Annotated in this window: 11 protein-coding genes; 3 read left to right on the top strand and 8 right to left on the bottom strand. The window is 34.6% G+C overall.

Annotation, left to right across the window (positions count from 1 at the left end):
* Positions 1 to 41: 41 nt before the first annotated feature.
* Positions 42 to 1,385, bottom strand: a complete 1,344-nt coding sequence (locus tag CEP47_RS07805) for an ammonium transporter (protein ID WP_261920172.1) — start codon at positions 1,383 to 1,385, stop codon at positions 42 to 44.
* A 360-nt stretch (positions 1,386 to 1,745) separates the two neighbouring features.
* On the opposite strand from CEP47_RS07805, the gene asnC reads away from it, so the two are divergent.
* Both asnC and udp read left to right on the top strand, forming a co-directional pair.
* Positions 1,746 to 2,219 (top strand): transcriptional regulator AsnC, encoded by a 474-nt coding sequence (gene asnC / locus CEP47_RS07800; protein WP_261920173.1) that lies wholly within the window; start codon positions 1,746 to 1,748, stop codon positions 2,217 to 2,219.
* 18 nt (positions 2,220 to 2,237) lie between these two features.
* Entirely contained in the window at positions 2,238 to 2,996 is a 759-nt protein-coding gene (udp, locus tag CEP47_RS07795; RefSeq protein WP_261920174.1) for a uridine phosphorylase, read from the top strand.
* A 129-nt stretch (positions 2,997 to 3,125) separates the two neighbouring features.
* Here udp and hslU read toward each other — a convergent pair whose 3' ends face one another.
* The 6 genes from hslU to CEP47_RS07765 all read right to left on the bottom strand — a co-directional run bounded on the left by hslU (position 3,126) and on the right by CEP47_RS07765 (position 19,834).
* Complete coding sequence (gene hslU, locus CEP47_RS07790; RefSeq protein WP_261920175.1) at positions 3,126 to 4,460, bottom strand: HslU--HslV peptidase ATPase subunit; 1,335 nt, start codon at positions 4,458 to 4,460, stop codon at positions 3,126 to 3,128.
* Between the two features lie 9 nt (positions 4,461 to 4,469).
* Entirely contained in the window at positions 4,470 to 5,000 is a 531-nt protein-coding gene (gene hslV / locus CEP47_RS07785; RefSeq protein WP_261920176.1) for an ATP-dependent protease subunit HslV, read from the bottom strand.
* 86 nt (positions 5,001 to 5,086) lie between these two features.
* Positions 5,087 to 14,497, bottom strand: coding sequence for a S6 family peptidase (locus CEP47_RS07780; protein ID WP_261920177.1), 9,411 nt, complete (start codon positions 14,495 to 14,497; stop codon positions 5,087 to 5,089).
* 202 nt (positions 14,498 to 14,699) lie between these two features.
* Positions 14,700 to 16,037, bottom strand: coding sequence for a DASS family sodium-coupled anion symporter (locus tag CEP47_RS07775; protein ID WP_373463139.1), 1,338 nt, complete (start codon positions 16,035 to 16,037; stop codon positions 14,700 to 14,702).
* A 281-nt stretch (positions 16,038 to 16,318) separates the two neighbouring features.
* Complete coding sequence (gene mutS, locus CEP47_RS07770; RefSeq protein WP_261920179.1) at positions 16,319 to 18,886, bottom strand: DNA mismatch repair protein MutS; 2,568 nt, start codon at positions 18,884 to 18,886, stop codon at positions 16,319 to 16,321.
* A 99-nt stretch (positions 18,887 to 18,985) separates the two neighbouring features.
* The gene (locus tag CEP47_RS07765) at positions 18,986 to 19,834 is read right to left on the bottom strand and encodes an NAD-dependent epimerase/dehydratase family protein (protein WP_261920180.1); all 849 of its coding nucleotides are present in this window, start codon (positions 19,832 to 19,834) and stop codon (positions 18,986 to 18,988) included.
* 169 nt (positions 19,835 to 20,003) lie between these two features.
* Between CEP47_RS07765 and CEP47_RS07760 the strand changes: the two genes are divergently transcribed.
* Complete coding sequence (locus CEP47_RS07760; RefSeq protein ID WP_261920181.1) at positions 20,004 to 20,537, top strand: cytochrome b; 534 nt, start codon at positions 20,004 to 20,006, stop codon at positions 20,535 to 20,537.
* 42 nt (positions 20,538 to 20,579) lie between these two features.
* On the opposite strand, the gene metC is transcribed toward CEP47_RS07760, so the two are convergent.
* Complete coding sequence (metC, locus tag CEP47_RS07755) at positions 20,580 to 21,773, bottom strand: cystathionine beta-lyase (protein WP_261920182.1); 1,194 nt, start codon at positions 21,771 to 21,773, stop codon at positions 20,580 to 20,582.
* Positions 21,774 to 22,059 lie beyond the last annotated feature (286 nt).

Below are 22,059 nucleotides of genomic sequence, written 5' to 3'. Positions count from 1 at the left end.
GGCGTATCTTTGAGGTTACGCCTTTTCATCTCTCATCATAGTTATTCAATCCGTTCACCGTGAAGTACGAGGTCTAAACCTTGTCTTTCTTCATCTTTAGCAACTCGTAAACCAAGGGTTTTCTCAATAACCCAAAGAATAATGATACTGCATATCCCACTATAAGCGATGGTAATAAGCACACTTTCCAGTTGAATCCAGAGGGTAGTACTTGTATCAGCAATATCATCAGAAACAAAGATACCAGTTAATATTGCCCCAATAATTCCTCCAATCCCATGAATACCAAAAGCATCAAGTGAATCATCATAACCGAAGCGGTATTTTAAATGGGTGGCACTCCAAAAGCAGATCATTGATGAGAGTAAACCAATCCATAATGCACCTTGAACATCAACATAACCAGCAGCTGGAGTAATGCCTACTAATCCTGCTAATGCACCAGAGACTAACCCTAATGCAGATGGTTTATGTTTACGCAGTACTTCAATTAGAATCCAAGTTAAAGCACCTGCTGTTGCAGCAACTTGGGTTGTAGCCAATGCCATACCAGCTCTTGCATCTGCTGCCAATGCTGAACCTGCATTAAAACCAAACCAACCGATCCATAACATTGCAGTACCGATTAAAGTGAGTACAAGGTTATGAGGTACTATTACTTCTTTCCCATATCCAATACGTTTACCAATGATAATGGCTGCAACTAACCCAGCAATACCAGCATTGATATGAATAACCGTACCACCAGCATAATCAAGTACCCCATCTTTTGCTAGCCAGCCACCATCACTCCAAACCCAGTGTGCGGTTGGCACATAAACGAGTAATTCCCAACAAGCGATAAAAAGTAACATTGAACTAAATTTCATTCTTTCTGCGAAAGCACCGGTAATAATTGCACCAGCGATAATAGCAAATGCCATTTGAAAGAGCATAAAGACAGCTTCGGGAATGGTAGGTGCACCCGGATAGATGGTTAATAATTGTTGATTTGTGAATACATTCATACCTTGTAGGAAAAAACGTTCTGTTCCTCCGATAAATGGATTATTAGGGGTAAATGCCAGACTATATCCGCAGATAACCCAAATTACTGCAACCATCGCACAAATTGCAAAACTTTGTACCATCGTTGCTAACACACTTTTCTTGCGTACCATACCAGCATAGAATAAGGCTAATCCCGGAATAGTCATAAAAAGTACTAAAATAGTCGAAATCATTACCCAAGCGGTATCGCCAGAATCGAGTTCTGATATTGGCTTAATCCAACTTTGTAGCTCTGTTGCTGAAGCATTAAGTGGATAGAATACAAGTAGAGTGAGGAAAGAAATGCTGTTTATTGTTTTTTGATAGAGGTTACTTCGGAAGTTGTTTATTGTCATAATATTGCTACCAAACTGTTGTGTTTATGTTATTACAGCAAGAAAAGTTGTGATCTTGCTCATATTCTATTCTTATCTTTGAGGGGCGTTATTAATATTAACTTGAAACCCGATCTTAAGTAACTTACTATTAGCATTAGAACTTATCTATTTTTTTAATTAAAACACTAAATTTTTTTAAAAATTAATCCTAAAAAAGTGATGTTTTATTAAAAAATAAAGCTTATTTTTAATAGTATATAAAATATAACAGAATATTTTTTATAACGTCAAACAAATAAACACTTTTTTTAAATAAAAAATAAATAATATTTCTTTAGTTTAAATATTATTTAAAAATGGTGTTAAAAAGGGGAAGAAATGCAACAAGTCATAGCACAAACAGTGAATATCGATCATCTTGATCAAGAAATTTTACGTGTCCTTACTCAAGATGCTCGAACCCCCTATGCGGAAATGGCAAAAAATTTTGGGGTAAGCCCCGGAACGATCCATGTTCGGGTTGAAAAAATGCGGCAGTCAGGGATTATAGAAGGGACGAAAGTGCGAATTAATGAACGGAAATTAGGCTTTGATGTTTGTTGTTTTATTGGCATTATTCTGAAAAGTGCAAAAGATTATGAAAAAGTAATTAATCGATTGAGAGAGTTTGATGAGGTGGTAGAAGCCTACTACACCACGGGGAATTACTCGATTTTTATCAAAGTAATGACTCATACTATCGAAGAATTGCACCATGTATTGGCAACTAAAATTCAGTTAATTGATGAGATTCAATCAACAGAAACGTTGATTTCAATGCAGAATCCAATTCTGCGTGATATTAAACCATAGAAATAACAGGAGTTATGTATGTCTGATGTATTTCATTTAGGGCTTAAAAAAACAGATTTAGCAGGTGCGACTTTGGCAATTGTACCCGGAGCACCAGAGCGAGTAGAGGTTATTGCAAAACTATTAGATCGCCCCAAATTTTTGGCATCTACACGAGAGTTTACTTCTTGGTTAGGTTATATCGGAGATAAAGCAGTTGTTGTTTGTTCAACTGGGATTGGTGGACCATCGGTTTCTATTGCGGTTGAAGAATTGGCTCAATTAGGCGTGCGTACTTTTCTGCGTATTGGTACAACTGGTGCAATTCAACCCCATATTAATGTTGGAGATATTCTGCTGACAACAGGTGCAGTACGCTTAGATGGTGCGAGCTTGCATTTTGCACCGTTAGAATATCCTGCTGTAGCAAATTTTGAATGTACGAATGCTTTATATAAAGCAGCAACCGAAATTAATCCAAATAATACCTATGTTGGTATTACTGCTTCTTCCGATACTTTTTATCCGGGGCAAGAGCGTTATGATACCTATTCAGGTAAGGTTTGGCGGCATTATCAAGGTTCTTTAAAACAGTGGCAAGAGCTAAATGTTATGAATTTTGAAATGGAATCAGCAACCCTATTTACAATGTGTTCTGCATTAGGTTTGCGGGCTGGAATGATCGCTGGTGCGATTGTAAACCGTACTCAGCAAGAGATTCCAAATGAAACAACGATGAAAGCAATTGAAGAAAATGCAGTGAAGATTGTGGTTAAGGCAGCAGGTTATTTATTATAATTTTTGACCGCTGATAGAATTTTAGCTGGTATTTTTCATTTAACAGACAAGCACAGAATAAACCACTACAAATAAAAAAGGCTGAATTCAAAATTTTGAAGATCAGCCTTTTTTCAATCAATTTTTTGTTTATAAAATGAAACGGCTTAAATTTTCATTTTCAACCACTTCACCTAACGCATTTTTCACATAGTTTTCATCGATAATAACTTTCTGACCACTCATTTCTGAAGCATCAAAAGAGATTTTATCCATTAAACGTTCTAACACGGTGTGCAGCCTTCTTGCACCGATATTTTCTGTTTTTTCATTTACCTTAAATGCCGCTTCTGCAATTTTTGCAATTGCATCTTGCGTAAATTCAATATCAACCCCTTCAGTTTTCATTAGTGCTTGATATTGTTCAGTTAAAGAGGCTTTAGGTTCAGTAAGAATTTGTTCAAAATCTTTTGCACTTAAAGCACCTAACTCGACACGAATTGGTAAGCGTCCTTGTAATTCGGGGATTAAATCAGATGGACGAGCGATTTGGAATGCACCAGAGGCAATAAATAGAATATGATCTGTTTTTACCATACCGTGTTTGGTGTTGATGGTTGAACCTTCAACTAATGGTAAGAGATCACGTTGTACCCCTTCTCTTGAGACATCTGGTCCAGAACTATTGCCACGTTTACAAATTTTGTCAATTTCATCAATGAACACAATTCCATTTTGTTCAACCGCTTCAATCGCTTTCTGTTTTAATTCTTCTGGATTGACTAGTTTTGCTGCTTCATCTTCAGTTAATGCTTTCATCGCATCTTTGATTTTCATTTTGCGTTTTTTAGTCTGTCCACTAGAAAGATTTTGGAACATTGATTGCAGTTGATTTGTCATTTCTTCCATACCCGGTGGTGCCATAATTTCAACACCAACGGAGGCACCAGCAGAAACATCAACTTCTATTTCTTTCTCATCAAGTTGACCTTCACGCAATTTTTTACGGAAGATTTGACGTGTATTACTCTGAGTATCACTATTTTCAGTATTACCCCATTGATCTTTGGCTGGTGGTAGTAAGGCATCTAAAATTCGTTCTTCCGCCGCTTCTTCTGCACGGTAACGATTTTTTTCCACTTCTGTTTGGCGAACTAATTTCATCGCAACATCAGTGAGATCACGAATAATGGAATCTACTTCTTTACCAACATAACCTACTTCGGTAAATTTTGTTGCTTCTACTTTAATAAAAGGAGCATTTGCTAATTTTGCTAATCGGCGTGCAATTTCAGTTTTACCCACACCAGTTGGCCCGATCATTAAAATATTTTTAGGGGTAACTTCGTGGCGTAATGGTTCAGCTAATTGCATTCTTCGCCAACGGTTTCTTAATGCAATGGCTACCGCACGTTTGGCATCGGCTTGACCTATAATATGGCGATCTAATTCAGATACGATTTCACGAGGTGTCATTCCAGACATAATATTTCCTTATTTATTCGGTAATTGCTCAATAGTGAAGTTAGTGTTGGTATAAACACAAATATTACCAGCAATTTTTAATGATTTTTCAACGATTTCACGTGCTGAAAGTTGCGTATTCTCTACTAAAGCTCGGGCTGCAGAAAGTGCATAGTTACCACCAGAACCAATCGCTAAGATTTGATCTTCTTCAGGTTGAATAACATCACCTAACCCACTGATAATTAAAGATTCATTTTCATCAGCAACAATTAACATTGCTTCTAATTTGCGTAATGCACGATCAGTACGCCACTCTTTGGCTAATTCAACCGCACTTTTGAGTAAATGACCTTGATGCATTTCTAATTTTTGTTCAAATAATTCAAATAAAGTGAAAGCATCAGCCGTACCACCAGCAAATCCTGCTAAGACTTTGTCTCTGTATAAACGGCGTACCTTACGAGCATTGCCTTTCATTACGGTATTACCCAGTGATACTTGGCCATCACCACCAACTACTACTTTACCATCACGACGGACACTTACAATTGTAGTCATATCTTTTTCCTTCAATAGTTTTTATCAGTGTATCCATCAAATGGGGGCAAGTATCACTCTTTCAAGTTTTAAACCAAAAGCCTCCACTAAAAGTTATAAGTCACCCCTATTTTAGCCCCAAATTGGGAGCTGTTTTTACTAAACGTGGTGTCTGAGGTGAGTGAGAGGTTCAGTTTTTGGGTGAAGTGGTATTTCACTCCAGCAGACAGTTGATAACTCAGCCCTTTAATTAAATCACTGTTAACTTGCGCCTCTTTTCGGATATAGGTCAGTTGGGTGTTATCAAAAGTCACTTTTGTTGCCAAGTTAAAATCAAACTTCTGATACTGATAATTGAGCCCTAAGCGATGGGCGTAAGCGAATGGATTGGTTAATTTAGCCATTTCATCCGCTGGTAATGCTTGCGAGAGGATAGGGGTATATCTGACAGAGAGTTCATTTTCTAAGGTTAATACACCCTTACCAATCGGATAGCGAGGGTTGGCATACAGGCTGAGGTTGCCATTGAGTAAGGCATATTTCCCTTGCTTGAAAGAAGATTGGAGTATACCCGCAGAGAGTGTTGCACCATAGCCAGGTTTATACTCTACTTTGATACCAGTTTCTGCGGCAAGGGTTTTTAATTTATCCTGCTGAGTTTTATGATTAACCTCAGATTGGAAATCGGTATTCAGGGCTTTTAGGGTTAATTTTCCAGTGAAGCGACCATAAGTTTTGCCCAGATTAATGGTAATCCCTGAGGTATTGGCTTGAGATTTAAAGAGGGTATTACGGTAGTCTTTTAAGAATTTTTCTTTGATTTTCCCATTACTATAATTTGCTTTAACGGTTACGCCCTCAATAAACGGTTCATTGGTGTGTAACTGATTTAACTGATGAATTTCAGTTAAACGCAAGATTTTAGACATCAAGTTAGGGGCTAATAATAACTTAATCATGCCATTTACATTGGTTAAGTCATAGTTGCCTTTAGTGAGCTGCTCTTCATTTAAGATATTAAGTTGAGTAGGGAGATTAGCGATTTTAATCCCATTGCTAGCTAAATAGGTTAAGGTTTCTTTTGTAGCAACTAACTCGACATCAACATTTTTATCGGTTTTCTTAATGTTAAGCACTTGGTTAGTTTTATCATTTAAGGCAATGATAATTTTCCCGTGCTCGCTACTATAATCATCAATCGATAAGGTATGGGTATTGAGATTCACCGTACCTTCATTTTTAATTTTATCGACTTGATGGTTAGTGTCTAAAATGAGTTTTGCTCCTTGTTTAATCTCTACTTCCTTCTCATTTGCTGGCAAAATGGTGTCATCATTGACCGTAATGGCTGCAGGAGTAGTGGCTGATAACAGGCTACGTCCTCTACGAGGAGAACGAGGGTGAGGACGAGGAGCGTTATCTGCGATAAATTCAGCAGGGACAGTTAACATTGAATTTGAGTTATTTTCATTCTCTTTGTCTTTTTCTTTCTCAGATGGCAGAAGGTCAGAGATAATCACTTCCCCAGATTGAATTTTTAATTTACCGAGCTTATCTAAATTCTCACGATTTAAGACCCATTGTTTTTCATCGGCTTTGACAAAAGCACCATTAATTGCCGAGAAAGTAGCAGAAGGGTTATCTTTAGCGAGATGATAAGGTAAGGTAATATCCGCATTTTTAGCGGTATATTTTTTTGCCTTGGCATCAATTACCTTGATATTGGCATTATCGGCGACAATCTCCCCTGTGAAACGGGTATTATCAAAACTAAACTCACCGGATTTACTCACAATGGTACCAGAGCCTGTAACATTGGTGAGTGAGTTCCCAACATCATACAATTCAGCGGTATTATTAATCGCTAATGTCCCAGAGAAATCATTGATATGGCTGCCATGTAATTGAACGGAGCTATTTTCACCTGAGAAGGTTACAGTATTCTTTCCTTTAAGGTGATAAGCGAGATTTTCGTTACCACTAATCGTTAAATTTGTGTCGGCATTAACAATTAAATCGCCTGTGTGTTTTAATTTATTATTGGCTAATGTGTTAGGTTTCATTAACTCAACATCGCCCTCACCAGTGATATTAGAATTGATATTACCACTGGTATTATTTAAGATTAATTTTGTGTTTTTACTTAAATCAATATTTTGTGCATTAATACCACGATCTAATTGTAGATTGCCTTCAGCAAGATCGAAGTGGTTCATATTTGTAACAGTAACATCATTATTAACCACTAATGTGCCAGTACCTTTCTTTCTAAAATTACCACCTGCAAAGTCAAATTTAGCAGAAGAGTTATTATCAGTAGTGGTGAAATTAATATAATGACCGTTTTCAGATTTTAGTTTAATCGTCCCGTTAGCATTATTTGCAGCAAATTGGTTATTAATACTAATATCGCCTTCTTTAGCATTTAAGGTACCGACAAAATCGGCGGTATTATTGAGGTTTAAATTGCTGCTATTTGTATTAATAATAATCCCGTTGCCTGATAATTGATTATTTAAATTGGTAATATTATTAAGCTCGGTGGTATTATTAATCGCTAAACCACCAGTGAAATGCTGAATATTATCATTATTTAATTTTAGTAATGAATTATTATTATCTTTACCAGAATTAATGGTTAACTTATGATTACCTGTTAGGTTATAACTTAAAGTATCTTTTGTATTAATTAATAATGTACTATCGGCATTAACAATTAAATTTCCTGTGTGTTGTAATTTATCATTGGTTAATGTGTTAGTAGCTTTTAACTCAACATTACCAGTACCAGTAATATTGTGATCAATATTACCACTGGTATTATTTAAGGTTAATTTTGTATTTTCACCTAAAGTAATATTTTGTGCTTTAATACTGTGATCTAATTGTAGATTTCCTTCATCTAAATCAAGATGTTTAATATTACCTACACTCACATTATCATTAATAATTAATGTACCAGTACCTTTCTTTCTAAGGTTTCCTTCAATAAAATTAAATTTAGCTACTGAATTATTATCAGTGGTAGTGATATTAATATAATGATTATTTTCAGATTTTAATTGAATTGTACCAGTATTATTAGTATTAAATTGGTTATTAATACTAATATCCCCTTCTTTAGCATTTAAAGTACCAGTGAAATTAGCGGTATTATTTAAAGTTAAATTACTATTGTTTTTATTAATAATAATTCCATTGCCTGATAATTGATTATCTAAGTTGGTAATATTATTAAGTTCAGTAGTATTGTTAATCGCTAAACCACCAGTGAAATGCTGAATATTATCATTATTTAGTTTTAGTAATGAATTATTATTATCTTTATCAGAATTAATGGTTAACTTGTGATTACCTGTTAGGTTATAACTTAAAGTATCTTTTGTATTAATTAATAATGTACTATCGGCATTAACAATTAAATTTCCTGTATGTTGTAATTTATCATTGGTTAATGTGTTAGTGGCTTTTAACTCAATATCGCCAGTACCAGTAATATTACGATCAATGTTATTGCTATTTAGAATTAATTTTGTATCTGAACCTAGTTTTAATTTTTCAACATTAATATCGTGATTGAGTTGTAGATTGCCTTCAGCTAGATCGAGGTGGTTCATATTTTTGACAGTAACATCATCATTAATAATTAATGTACCAGTACCTTTTTTTCTAAGGTTCCCATCAATAAAGTTAAATTTGGCAGCAGAATCATCTGTGGTGGTAATATTAATATAATGATCGTTTTCAGATTTTAATTGAATTGCACCAGTATTATTAGTATTAAATTGGTTATTAATACTAATATCCCCAACTTTAGCATTTAAAGTACCAGTGAAATTAGCGGTATTATTTAAGTTTAAATTACTGCTATTTTTATTAATAATAATCCCATTGCCTGATAATTGATTATCTAAGTTGGTAATATTATTAAGTTCAGTAGTATTATTAATCGCTAAACCACCAGTGAAATGCTGAATATTATCATTATTTAACTTTAATACGGTATCAGATTTTTCATTATTAGAATTAATGGTTAACTTGTGATTACCTGTTAGGTTATAACTTAAAGTATCTTTGGTATTAATTAATAATGTACTATCAGCATTAACAATTAAATTTCCTGTATGTTGTAATTTATCATTGGTTAATGTATTTGTTTTCATTAACTCAACATCGCCAGTACCAGTAATATTACGATCAATGTTATTGCTATTTAGAATTAATTTTGTATCTGAACCTAGTTTTAATTCTTCAACATTAATATCGTGGTTGAGTTGTAGATTTCCTTCATTTAAATCAAGATGTTTAATATTATCTACACTCACATTATCATTAATAATTAATGTGCCAGTACCTTTTTTTCTAAGGTTTCCTTCAATAAAATTAAATTTAGCTACTGAATTATTATCAGTGGTAGTGATATTAATATAATGATTATTTTCAGATTTTAATTTGATTACATCTGTATTACTTGCATCAAATTGGTTATTAATACTAATATCCCCTGTTTTTGCATATAATGTACCAACAAAATGGGCTGTATTATTTAGGTTTAAATTACTGCTATTTTTATTTGTAATAGTGCCAGAGCCATATAGTGCATTATCAAGGGTTGCATCATTCAAATTAAGATCTAAATTGGTTTTGTTACTAATTTCTAAACTACCAGCATAATTATCTAGGCTTTTATTGATATTTAGTGTTTTATTATCACCTTTAATCGTTAGATACCCTTTCTGTTCTCCTTTTAAGTTATGTCTAAGAGTAATTGGATTTTGATCGTTACTATCTAAATTAAGATCAACTTTGGCATTAATCGTCAGATCGCCACTATGGCCTAATTTTGAATAGTCAGTGGTGTATTTAGTGCTATCATCAGCTTGACTAAATGAAACATTGCCTGCACCTGAAACGGTATTTTTTACCGTATAATTTCCACTGACTTTAAAATTTAAATTTGCATCTTGAGCGACGTTATAGTCTAAATATACTTCACTGGAAGAACGGTTTTGAGATTGTGTTGATTTAAACTCTGATGAGGTTGCGATAGTGACTGTACCTTCGTCAACATAAAATTTAGGTGAATTTGTGGTCATATAATTACTGGTAAAGACTAATTCCCCTTTTCCTTTTTTATGCAGTCCATCGTTATTTGCTTTGCCAGAGTGAGAGTAATAGAATCCACCTGCATTTCCAGTTTGACCTTCATCAACTTTAAAGATAATTTTATGGCTATCTACTTCTTGAAGTACCGCTTTGGTGGAAACTGCATTGTTACCATCTAAAATAATATCACCTTTATCAGCAATAAGAGTACCTGAATAGCCATTAACGTTCTTTAAGATTAAACTTTTTGATGCAATATTTTTTAATGTTACTGAAGGTCTTTGATTAACAAATTGTTCAGATAGTATTTCAAAATTAAGAGTTCTATCTGCTTCATTATCTCCATTAAGATAATATCCTAGTTCAGGTCTTCTATTATTCTTATATACTAATTTTAAGCTACCATTAAATTCTTTAAAATTATTGGTAATTTTTAAATTACCAGATTTTGCTTGAGAAATAATAATATTTCCATCACCTTTAATATCAGAATCAATCTGCATATTAACATACCAGCGGCTATTTGCTTGGACTATATTTAATGTAGAGCCAGTGGTGAGTTCCAATGGATTATTAAAGCCAGTAGAAGCTCCGCCACCATCACTGCCATAGGTACCAGTAGAGATAGTACTATCTCCTTTTACTACTACTTTTTGACGTTTTTCGGAGTTTTTAAAATTGTAATCACGTAAATCTAGTGTAGAGTTGTTTAATTCAATATTTTCAAAGTTTTTTTCAGATAATAAAGTGTGGTTCCCACCATGTAATTTTAAGGTTGAATTTTTTAGAATTAGGTTACCTTTGCTTGAGACTGAGTTAATAGATAAAAATTGATTTTCTGTTATTAAGGTATGATTGTTGAGGTTTAAATTTTGATAATTAATTTCTCTATTTCGATTAAAATTTGAACCATTGTTGTTACCTTTGCTAGTAACATTAGAAGTTAAAGTTAATTTCTTGGTACTGATATTAGTATTGGTATTTAATTCTGTAAATAGGATAGATGCATCGGCATTATTATTTACATTGGCAACAATTTCAGAATTAACATTTTTAGTGATATCTATTTTAGCATTATTGCTAATATTTATTTTGTTATTTTGATTGGTTACACCTTCAATAGAATATTTTAATGTTCCATTATTTAGATTAATATTACCGGTAAAATGATTTTGAGTGTTGGATAAAGATAGTTCACCGCTACCATTATAGGTAATATCTAAATTTCCACTTATTTTATTTTTAATCTCAGTATTATCTGTATTTGCAAGTGTTACACTACCTTTTTCTGTACTAAAAATAGTTCCTAATTGATTACTCTCAGTTGAAAGTTTTATATTAATACTTTTTCCATTTACATCTAAGATACCGCCATTTTTAATTACAATTTCGTTACCCTGACCTAATGAGTTACCTGTAGATGCTTTAAGGGTGATACTACCCAAATTCTGCTCTTTATGCCCTTGAACAGTAATTTTTCCTTTATAATTTGTATTATCCTTATCAAGTGAAACAACCCCTCCAGTTAGACCTTGTGCATCGACAATTAAGTCTTTATTACTTAAATTGAATTTTAGATGAGTCTCTCCTTCACCTGAAAATCTATAGGTATTGCCACTGATTTTTTCTGCATTAATATTTAACGTTTTATTTTTGCTGGTACCAATATAGATATCGTGTAAATTACTATATGTGGGATCAGTTAACTTAGATAAGTTGTCATCGCTATCAATTAAAACAATCCCTTTAGAATTTGTTTTTAAATTGTTTAATAGATCAACTTTTGCGGTTGAGCCATAACCTAGATCGAGAAATTTATCGGTATTACTATTTTTCTTAACCTCTAAATCGACTCCAGTATGAACATTTAAATCGAGATGTGAGTCTTTTGTTAGTTCTTCAATAATTACCTTACCACGATAGGTACCGTTGCCGATATTTAGGGTCTTTTTACTGTTACTGCTACCAGTAGTTTTTAGTCCTTGAACAGTGATTGTACCGCCATCACCCCCTAAATTAAGAAAACTTAAATGTTCTAATAAATTTTGATTTTCTGTACCTAAAGTAATGTTTCCTTTAGTCCCTAAATAGAGCTGATTAAATTCACCTAATTTACTATCTAATTTTGTTATATCTTTATCTAAACTTAAAATTCCATCAAAGCTATTATTAAATTTCTCTAATAACCCCTTTAATTCGTCAGTTTCAATTCCTTGTACTTCCAAGGTTGAGCCATTTTTAACGGTATAACTTAGCTTTTTAGCATTCTCTTTATCTGTAATTCGAACAATCCCTTTTTCGATCTCAAAGTTACCGTTAGTAAAACTATTAGTTCCACTTAATAAAAGTTCACCATCCCCTTTTTTGTGTAATGAAATAGCATTTTTAGCAGAAATCTTAGATTTTATTTCAGCGATATTATTATTTTCTAAGTCAATTAAAACCTTGTTACCATTATTTAGTGTAATATTTCCTTCAACTACTATTTTATTAGTATCTTGCTGATAGTTAGCTGGCTCATCTTCGTATGCTTTTGGAATGGAAGTATCTACTTTGCCTGTTGCTACAACTTTTAAAGTTCCATTAATTTTGATATCCGCTTTAGTTTTACTTGCTCGTCCTAAAACTAAAGTAGCTCCATTTTCAACATTAATATTATTGGCGTTAAATGTAACAGTATGATATTCAGTTTGAGAAGGCGTTAAATATTGGGTGTGGAGGACATTATCGCCGACAAGTTTAACTGTTCCTTGTTTGACATTTAAATCTTTAATTGAAGAATTGCCACGTAATTCCCATAGATGGTTGGCATCATAATTAACATTGAGATTACCATTGAAACTACCGAGAAATACCCGATCACCATCTGGTTTAAAGGTAAAGGTTGGCGTGTTGTTAGTGGCAGAAGTACTTGTAGCCGTAGGGGGTGTGCTGACAGTGTTAGCTGTTTCGCTAGTAGAGGTAGTCGAATTACTATCGGTAGTGTTATGAGAAGTTATTGTTTTGGAGAGTGGTTGATTGACAATCCTAGTCCCTTTATCAACGTGAAAAATATCATTAAATTCTAAATTATGTCCGTTAAGATCTAAGGTACCGCCTTGTACGCCGAAATAAATTTGATTGCCGTCGAATTGATTGTCTTTGGTTACTTTAATCGTTGCACGTCCACTACCAATTTTAATTTTTCCAATAGAACTACCTTCAGCTATTTCCAAAGTACCATCGCCTAGATGGATTGAGCCTTGTTTCTTATTGTTTTTATTTCCTTCTAGTTTTAAATCCCCTTTGCCTACTTTACGAATAATAGTGTTTTGACCAATATTAGACTTAAAGGTTAATGTTTTTCCTTTATCAACTTCAATCCCAGCGGTAGTGAGAGTTCCTGTCCCATCTATTGTTGCATTATCTCTGAAGATTAATCGTGCAGGACCTAAATTTACATCACTATTTATTTTTACATTAACACCTTTTGTATATACTAAATTTTTCTTTTCGTTACTTTTGTCTGTAGATAAATCGGTATCTCCGGTTTTATCTATTTCCTTATTATATTCTTTAAGTATTCTATGTAAGCCGTCTAAATCTTTGGTTAAATGAGAGTTCTTACCATAGCCAAATCCTGATCCAGCGGCGTTAGTGGCAAATAAATACCATTTTTGTGATTTTTCACTCCAAATAAATACGGGCGATCCGCTATCTCCAGCTTTGGTACCTGTGTCTATAGGGGTTTTAGGATTGAATTCAATTGCAAGTCCGGGTTTATTTTTATGTTCCCACTTTACTTTATTCAAACCACCAGATAATCCCCATCGAGACCATACTTCTTGATTGACTGCAGTTGCTATTTTAGGGGAACCATTTCCAACACGTGCAAGTAAATCACCTACTTTTCCTAAAGTATTTTTTTCGCCTTCGGGTATTGCTTCAAAGGGAGTGAAGTCAAACATAACTTGATTGAGGCGAACTAGCTTATGATCTAGGTTTTGCATCGGCGTTTTATGTTCATTAGGGGAATAGGCTTCACTATATTCTAATAATTTGTTCCATTTTGATTTTTTTTTGAAATCCTTAGATAATTCAACATCGCCACGCATAAACCGTTGAACTTGATGATTACCAACACCGTTACCTACGTGAGCTACGGTGGCAATAATTTGTGGATCGGCATATAAGGTACCGTTTCCTGAATCACTAACCCCATAAAAAGTCGGCATAGGGACATCGATCGTACCTGATATAGTTCCATCTTTTTTATAGACAATAATTCCTTTTCTACCAGCTTCATAACGACCGATATTCAGTGCAAAATCTTCATATTCACTCCAATCAATATCGTGTCTTGCTAAAGTTGCATAGGTATTTTTATTGATAAGTGCTAAGGATATTAGCAATGCGAGTAGATTCTTTCTCATAATTGTCTCTAAATAATTCCCTAAAATTGACTTAATACTATCTGTTTTACTTCTAGTTATATCCGATAGTTAATTTACAAATTATATAATAGTTTGCTTTTTATTACTATATTAGATAATTTTTGTGAAAAAAAATAATCACCAGAGTATTTATTTACATCTAGTGATTATTTAATTAAAAAATCAGGAGAATTATTGATTTTTATTTAAACCAGAAAATATATCCTATTGTTGTAATTAAAAATATACTAATAATATTTAGTATTATTCCAATACGGATCATCTCTTGTTGTTTTATTTGTCCTGTACCAAATACAATCGCATTGGGTGGGGTTGCAACTGGCAACATAAAGGCACAAGATGCACCTAAGCCAATAATTAAGGATAGCCCAAGTGGTGGTAATCCTAAGGCTTGAGCAATTGAAATAAAGATTGGGACTAAAAGAGCAGTGGTGGCGGTATTAGAGGTAAATTCTGTTAAGAAAATAACAAAGGTAGCGACTACCAGACCAATTAAATAGAAGTGTCCATCTCTAATCATAAAAACGATCGCATCAGCCATTATTTTACTTGCACCTGAGCTTGATAATACCGAACTTAGAGTAATACCACCGCCGAATAAAATTAATACGCCCCAGTTGGTATTGTCTTGGATTTGTTTCCATTCTACTACTCGACTGATACACAATATAAGTGCTGCCGTTACGGCGATGATACTGTCTAGGCTTGCTATTTGTCCTTGTATGCCTAAAGTTGCGGATAAAAGAGGATTAATATATCCGCTAAGAATCCAGCAAATAACGGTAATGGTAAAGATAAATAAGGTAACTTTACGATCGCTTGTTAATTCAATTTGTTCAAAGTTACGCTTAAAATTTTGATTAAATTTAGGTTTAAAGACGATATACAGTGTTGCGACCATAAAAGGTAATAAGAGCAATAATGTTGGGATACCATATTGCATCCATTCATAGAAAGTTAAATTTAGTTGAGAGACTACAATGGCATTAGGTGGGCTACCAACTGGTGTTCCCATACCACCTATGCTGGCACTATAAGCAATACCAAGCAGTACAAATACATAGGTATTATGTTCTTTTTCTCGATCCATATGGCTTAAAATTCCCATTGCTAGCGGGAGCATCATTGCCGTGGTTGCGGTGTTACTCATCCACATTGAAAGAAAAGCTGTAATGCCAAATAAGTAAAGAACAGCACGAAATAAATTCCCGTTTGCCATTGACATTATTTTATTCGCAATAAGGCGATCTAGTTTTTGAATATGTAAAGCGGTTGCTAAGGCAAAGCCACCAAAGAATAAGAATATAATTGGATGTGAGAAAGTGGCTAATGCGGTTTTAGTATTTGATAGCCCCAATAACACCACTAAAATAGGAATAATTAAAGCAGTAACGGTAACGTGTAAGGCTTCAGTTAACCATAAAATCCCAACAAAAACTAATAATGCTAATCCTTTATTTTCTTTTTCACTAAAAGGTAAAACTTGTAGCAAAATGAAAAATAGAATGATGGCAATCATCACGATTAAATTCTTACGATGTAAGAGTGATGCTCTGTTCTGAGCGGTTGTATGCATAATTAGTTACCTCCTCTTTTATTTGCCAATCAGATAAGCTGCACTATAACAAAAAGGGGGTTTTGAATTAATGAATCCCTGTAAAATTTTTACAGATATGTGAACAAGATCAGAAAATTTAAGCAAATTTATCTTTTTTTAAACAATGAAATAGCAAAAATTACAGCTATGTAGATCTCACCAGTATAAAGAAAAGAGACTTTTACTGGTGAGCGAGCGAAAAGTTAAATTAATTTTTTTAATTGATATAAATACGCCAAGGCTTGTTTTGGTGTGAGTTCATCAGGATCTAACTGCTCTAATAATTCAAGAATAGTATTTTTACCTTCATCTTCATTCATTAAAGCTAACTCACCTTGTTGTTGTAATGGTGCTTGGTGGATATCTTGTCGTTGAGATAAGCGTTCTAATTGGGTCAGTTTTTGTTGAGCGAGTTGGATAACCGCTTTCGGAACCCCCGCTAATGCAGCTACTGCAAGCCCATAACTCTTGTTTGCTGCACCATCTTGAACACTATGCATAAATGCGATTGTGTCGTTATGTTCTACCGCATCAAGATGGATATTAGCTGTACCTTGAATTTGTTGTGGCAATACAGTTAATTCAAAGTAGTGGGTAGCGAAAAGTGTGAGGGAACGCAATTTATTGGCTAACCATTCAGCACAAGCCCAAGCTAATGAAAGTCCATCATAAGTTGACGTACCACGTCCGATTTCATCAATTAATACCAAGCTTTTTGCAGTCGCTTGATGGAGGATATTTGCCATTTCACTCATTTCAACCATAAAGGTGGAACGCCCAGAGGCGAGATCGTCTGAAGCACCAATACGAGTAAAGATGCGATCAATGGGACCGATAGTGGCTTTTTCGGCTGGTACAAAACTTCCGACATAGGCTAACAAAGTAATCAAAGCGGTTTGTCGCATATAGGTACTTTTTCCGCCCATATTAGGTCCTGTAACGATCAATAAACGGCGATCAGGGTGTAGCTGTACGGGATTTGCGATGAAAGGATCTTGGATTACCCGTTCAACAACGGGATGGCGACCACCAACAATTTCAATGCCGATTTTTGGAGAAAAAGTTGGTGCAACATAGTTCAGCGTTTCGGCTCGTTCAGCTAAATTAGATAAAACATCTAATTCGGCTAATGCTAAACCTGCCATTTGTAATGCACCTAATTGAGGTAATAATTGATCGAATAACGCTTCATATAACTGTTTTTCTAATGCTAATGCTGCACCTTTGGCTTTTAATACCTTATCTTCATAGGTTTTGAGTTCAGGAATAATGAAACGTTCTGCATTTTTTAACGTTTGACGGCGAACATAGTGCATTGGGGCATTTTCAGCTTGTCCACGGCTTATTTGAATATAATAGCCGTGAACAGCGTTATAACCAATTTTTAAACTCTCAATGCCTGTATTTTGGCGTTCCCGTAATTCTAATTCTTCTAAATAACGACTAGCCCCTTCGGCTAATGTTCGCCATTCATCTAATTCGGCATTATAACCCGTTGCAATCACACCACCGTCACGGATTAGCAACGGTGGAGAATCGATAATCGCTTGTTCAAGCAACTGGTATAAGTCGCTAAAATCACCGATTTGTTGTAATAATTCAGAAATTTTAGGCGAATGTAAATCTTTGAGATTTTGTTTGATCGCTGGAATTTGTGCCAATGCGTTGCGTAAACGTGTCAGATCTCTTGGGCGAGCTGTGCGTAATGCCACCCGAGTTAAGATTCTTTCCATATCGCCGACCTGTTGTAGCATTGGTTTTAATTCTGCGGTGAGATCCTGATCTAACAGGGCAGAAATAGCTTGTTGGCGTGCTTGTAAGATTGAAACTTGTCGAATTGGTTGATGTAACCAGCGTTTAAATAGGCGGCTTCCCATTGGCGTAACACAGCGATCTAAAATAGCTGCAACCGTATTTTCTGTACCACCACTGAGATTTTGTGTGAGTTCAAGGTTACGCCGAGTTGCAATATCTAGTTGCACATAATTGTCGTTTTGTGAAAGAGAAATTGAATTGATATGCGGTAAGGATGTTCGTTGAGTTTCTTGGGCGTATTGTAACAAACAACCTGCTGCACATAAGCCGAGCAATGTTTTTTCTACTCCAAACCCTTTTAAATCTTTGGTACCGAATTGGCGATTAAGTAATTTTATTGCGGTCGTGAGTTCAAACTCCCATTGGGGACGGCGGCGTAATCCTTTGTAATTTGCTAATAATTGACCATCACTAAAATCTTCCGCATAAAGTAATTCAACTGGTGAAATACGTTGTAATTCTGCTTGCAGACTTTCACGCTCTTGGTGTTCGCTAATTTGAAAACGACCTGAGGTCATATCTAGGGTTGCAAGTCCAAAATGGTCTTTTTCTTGATAAACTGCTGCAATCAAATTATCTTGCCGTTCTGGCAATAACGCCTCATCACTGATTGTCCCGGGAGTAACAATGCGTACAATTTTACGTTCAACAGGGCCTTTGCTAGTTGCGGGATCGCCAATTTGTTCGCAAATTGCCACAGATTCCCCTAGTTGGATTAATTTTGCTAAATACCCCTCAACGGAATGATAAGGTACACCAGCCATTGGGATAGCTAATCCTCCTGAACTTCCTCGTTTAGTTAAAGAAATATCTAATAATGCTGCTGCTTTTTTGGCATCATCAAAAAAGAGTTCGTAAAAATCTCCCATTCGATAAAAAAGCAAAATATCTGGGTTTTCTGCTTTGATTTTTAGATATTGTTGCATCATTGGGGTATGTTGTTCTAACTTGGTCATTCAATACTCTTATACTGGATTATTAAAAAAATAATAATTTACGATCAAATTATCCCTTTTTATCAAAGGGGATATGCTGATTAAATTTTACTATGGTAACTAAACTTCAACCATATAATCTTGTTCTTGCTCGGGTAGCATTAAATATGGATCGGGATATTGATAAACAAAGCCTATTTCTTCACAAATTTTATTGGCAAGAATATGGCGTTGCAGATCATTGATAGTTTTATCAAATGTAGGTGGTGTCAGTGCGAATTGTGTTGCCATATAAGGATAATATTCAGCTCTTGTAGGGCGTTGTGGAGCCGTAAGATTATATAGACGATGCCCCGAAGGGGTTTCTAATAAGAGTTGAATTGCTCGAAGGCAGTCCGTAAGATGGACGAGGTTCACAGGTTGGTTTCCTTGTTGTAGATGTTTGCCGCTAAGGTGGTAAACGGGGTGGCGATCATTACCGATTAAGCCTGCTAAGCGTAAAATATCAACATCAATATCGACTAATTGTTGTAAACCTTGTTCAATTTCAAATAACGCTTTTCCTACATCACTATCACTTAAAATAGGCGTACTTTCATCAAAATAACCAGATTGTTGGGGATAAATGGACGTAGAGCTAATGAAAATAATATGTTCTATTCGATGTAATAGGGCTTCATTTACGAGATTTTGTACCCCTTGAACATATTGTTCTAAATCGAAAAAATAGCGACTTGGTGGAATATTAATAATTAATGCATTGGCATCGAAAAGTGCTTCTAATTCATCTGGTTCTGCATTGAGATGAGGCGTTAGTTCCAAACGATAGCATTCAAGACGGCGTAATCGCATACTTTCAACACCTTGATGGGTTCTTTTGCTTCCTTTGATTTGCCAACCAATACTTTTTAAGTAGCGAGCGAGGGGAAAACCTAACCAACCTAATCCAACAATTGCAACTGTTTTCATTTTTTTCTCCTGTCTTAGAATTGAAAGGATAACAAGCCTTTCCGCTTAAAAACAAGTTATCAATGCATTTTTTAGCTGAAACTTGTAAATATAAAATTTGTCTTTAGAATAATATTGTCGTTTATATTTATTTTTGTTTACTATTTTTTTAACCTTGTTGGAGTGTTCTATGTCCACACGTTATCCTAAAGTGCAAATCTATTTTCATTGGTTATCTTTGTTCCTGATTCTTTTAACTTATCTGAGTATTAATTTAAAAGGGTTAGGTGGTATTGAGTGGCGAAATATGATGAGACAAACCCATTTTACCTTAGGTGTTTTAGTTTGGATTGTAGTTTTTGCTCGTATTGGAATTCGTCATGCCTTGTGGAAAAAACGTCCTGAGATTATTCCACCATTATCTAAATGGCAAGAAAAATTATCTCATTATTTGCATATTTTACTGTATATTATTTTTCTTGCGTTACCTGTTCTAGGCGTATTGACAGTATTGAACCGTGGTGGTGATTGGACCTTTTTTGGTATCCCTTTAGTTGATGCTTTTCCACGTTCAGTCTGGGGAGGAAGATTTAAAGATGCACATGAAACCTTAGCTACCTTAGGTTATATTCTCATTGCGGTTCATGCGATTGCTTCGTTATATCATCATTATATTCTAAAAGATAATACTTTAATTAGAATGATGCCACCGAAAAATAAGTAAAGCTTAAGGTGTGAAATGGCAGGATAAACCTGCCATTTTTTGTTATTGTAATTGAGAAAATGCGTATTCTAGATCCGTTATTAAGTCTTGTGGATCTTCTAAGCCAATATGTAACCGGATTAATGTTCCCGTTAATTTTCGCTGGATATTTGGTCGAATTTTTTCAATTTCTTCGGGCTGAAATCCTAGCACCAACGACTCAAATCCTCCCCAAGAATATGCCATACTAAATAGCTGAAAAGCTTCTAAAAAAGAGGTTAATTCATCAGAAGTTAAACGTCGGGTTAATTCAAATGAGAATAAGCCACTAGCCCCTTTAAAATCCCTGATAAAAAATTGGTGTCCTAAGCAAGAAGGGAGGGCTGGGTGGTACACTGCTTTTATTTCTGGACGCTGGCTTAACCATTGGGCAATTTTTAGTGCATTTTCCCCTTGTTGTTTTAAACGTAATGGTAAAGTACGAATGCCACGAGCTGTTATATAAGCGGTATCAGCATCAACCATTTGCCCCATCAGATAAGATTGTTCTCTTAAGCGATCCCAAGTGCGAGCATTTGCAACAGCAGTGCCAATCATTGCATCTGAATGTCCAACTAAATATTTAGTGCCTGCTTGAATAGAAATATCAATATCGTGATCTAACGCATTAAATAAAATACCACCTGACCAAGTATTATCAATGATGATAATGATTTCTGGTTTTTTAGCTCTAGCAGCTTTTACTATCGCAGGAATATCTGCTACTTCCATTGTGAGTGAACTAGGGGCTTCTAAAAATAGAATTTTGGTATTTTCTGTGATTAATTCTGCAATTTTTTCACCTAACATTGGATCGTAAAATGTTGTGGTTACACCCAATCGGGTCAAAACTTGTTGGCAAAAATTTTGGCTTGGCTCATAGGCGGCACCTGTCATTAAAAGATGATCACCTTGTTCAATAAACGCTAAAATTGTATTGCTAATTGCTGCACTACCACAAGGATAAAGATAACAGCCAGTGCCATGTTCTAATTCGCACATTAATTCTTGTAAGGCAAAATGCGTTAGAGTGCCTCTCCGCCCATAAAAAAGTGTACCATTCGCACGATTTAATATCGCTGTTTGCTTGTCTGCAATTGTTTCAAAGACTAATGAAGAGGCTCGTTGAATAATTGGATTAACCGAGCCTTGGGTATATCGTTTTTGTCTTGCGACATGGATAAGTTTTGTACTGGTGTGTTTGATATTTTTTTGCATAATTTAGTCTCTTATTATTTTTTTAAAAAGATATTTGTTTGATAATAACTACTGTTAAACTTACTCTAATTTTTTTTAATCTGAAACTTATTTTTCTTGTCCAATTTTTATTTTTTTCTCCTTATAAAAGGTTCGTTAGTATCGGATTTCTCTAATGGTAGAACCAGCTAAAATATAAAATATCACATTGAAATTGTTATCTTTTTATCACTTATATAATAAATTTTGGTAATAATTCTATTTTCTATATTTTATTAATACTAAATTTGTTTTAGTATAAATGAGA

Source organism: Mergibacter septicus, assembly GCF_003265225.1.
In the GTDB taxonomy this organism is placed as follows: Bacteria; Pseudomonadota; Gammaproteobacteria; order Enterobacterales; family Pasteurellaceae; genus Mergibacter; species Mergibacter septicus.
Note: the sequence above shows the minus strand (reverse complement) of the source record. Positions and strands in the feature narration are given on the sequence as shown.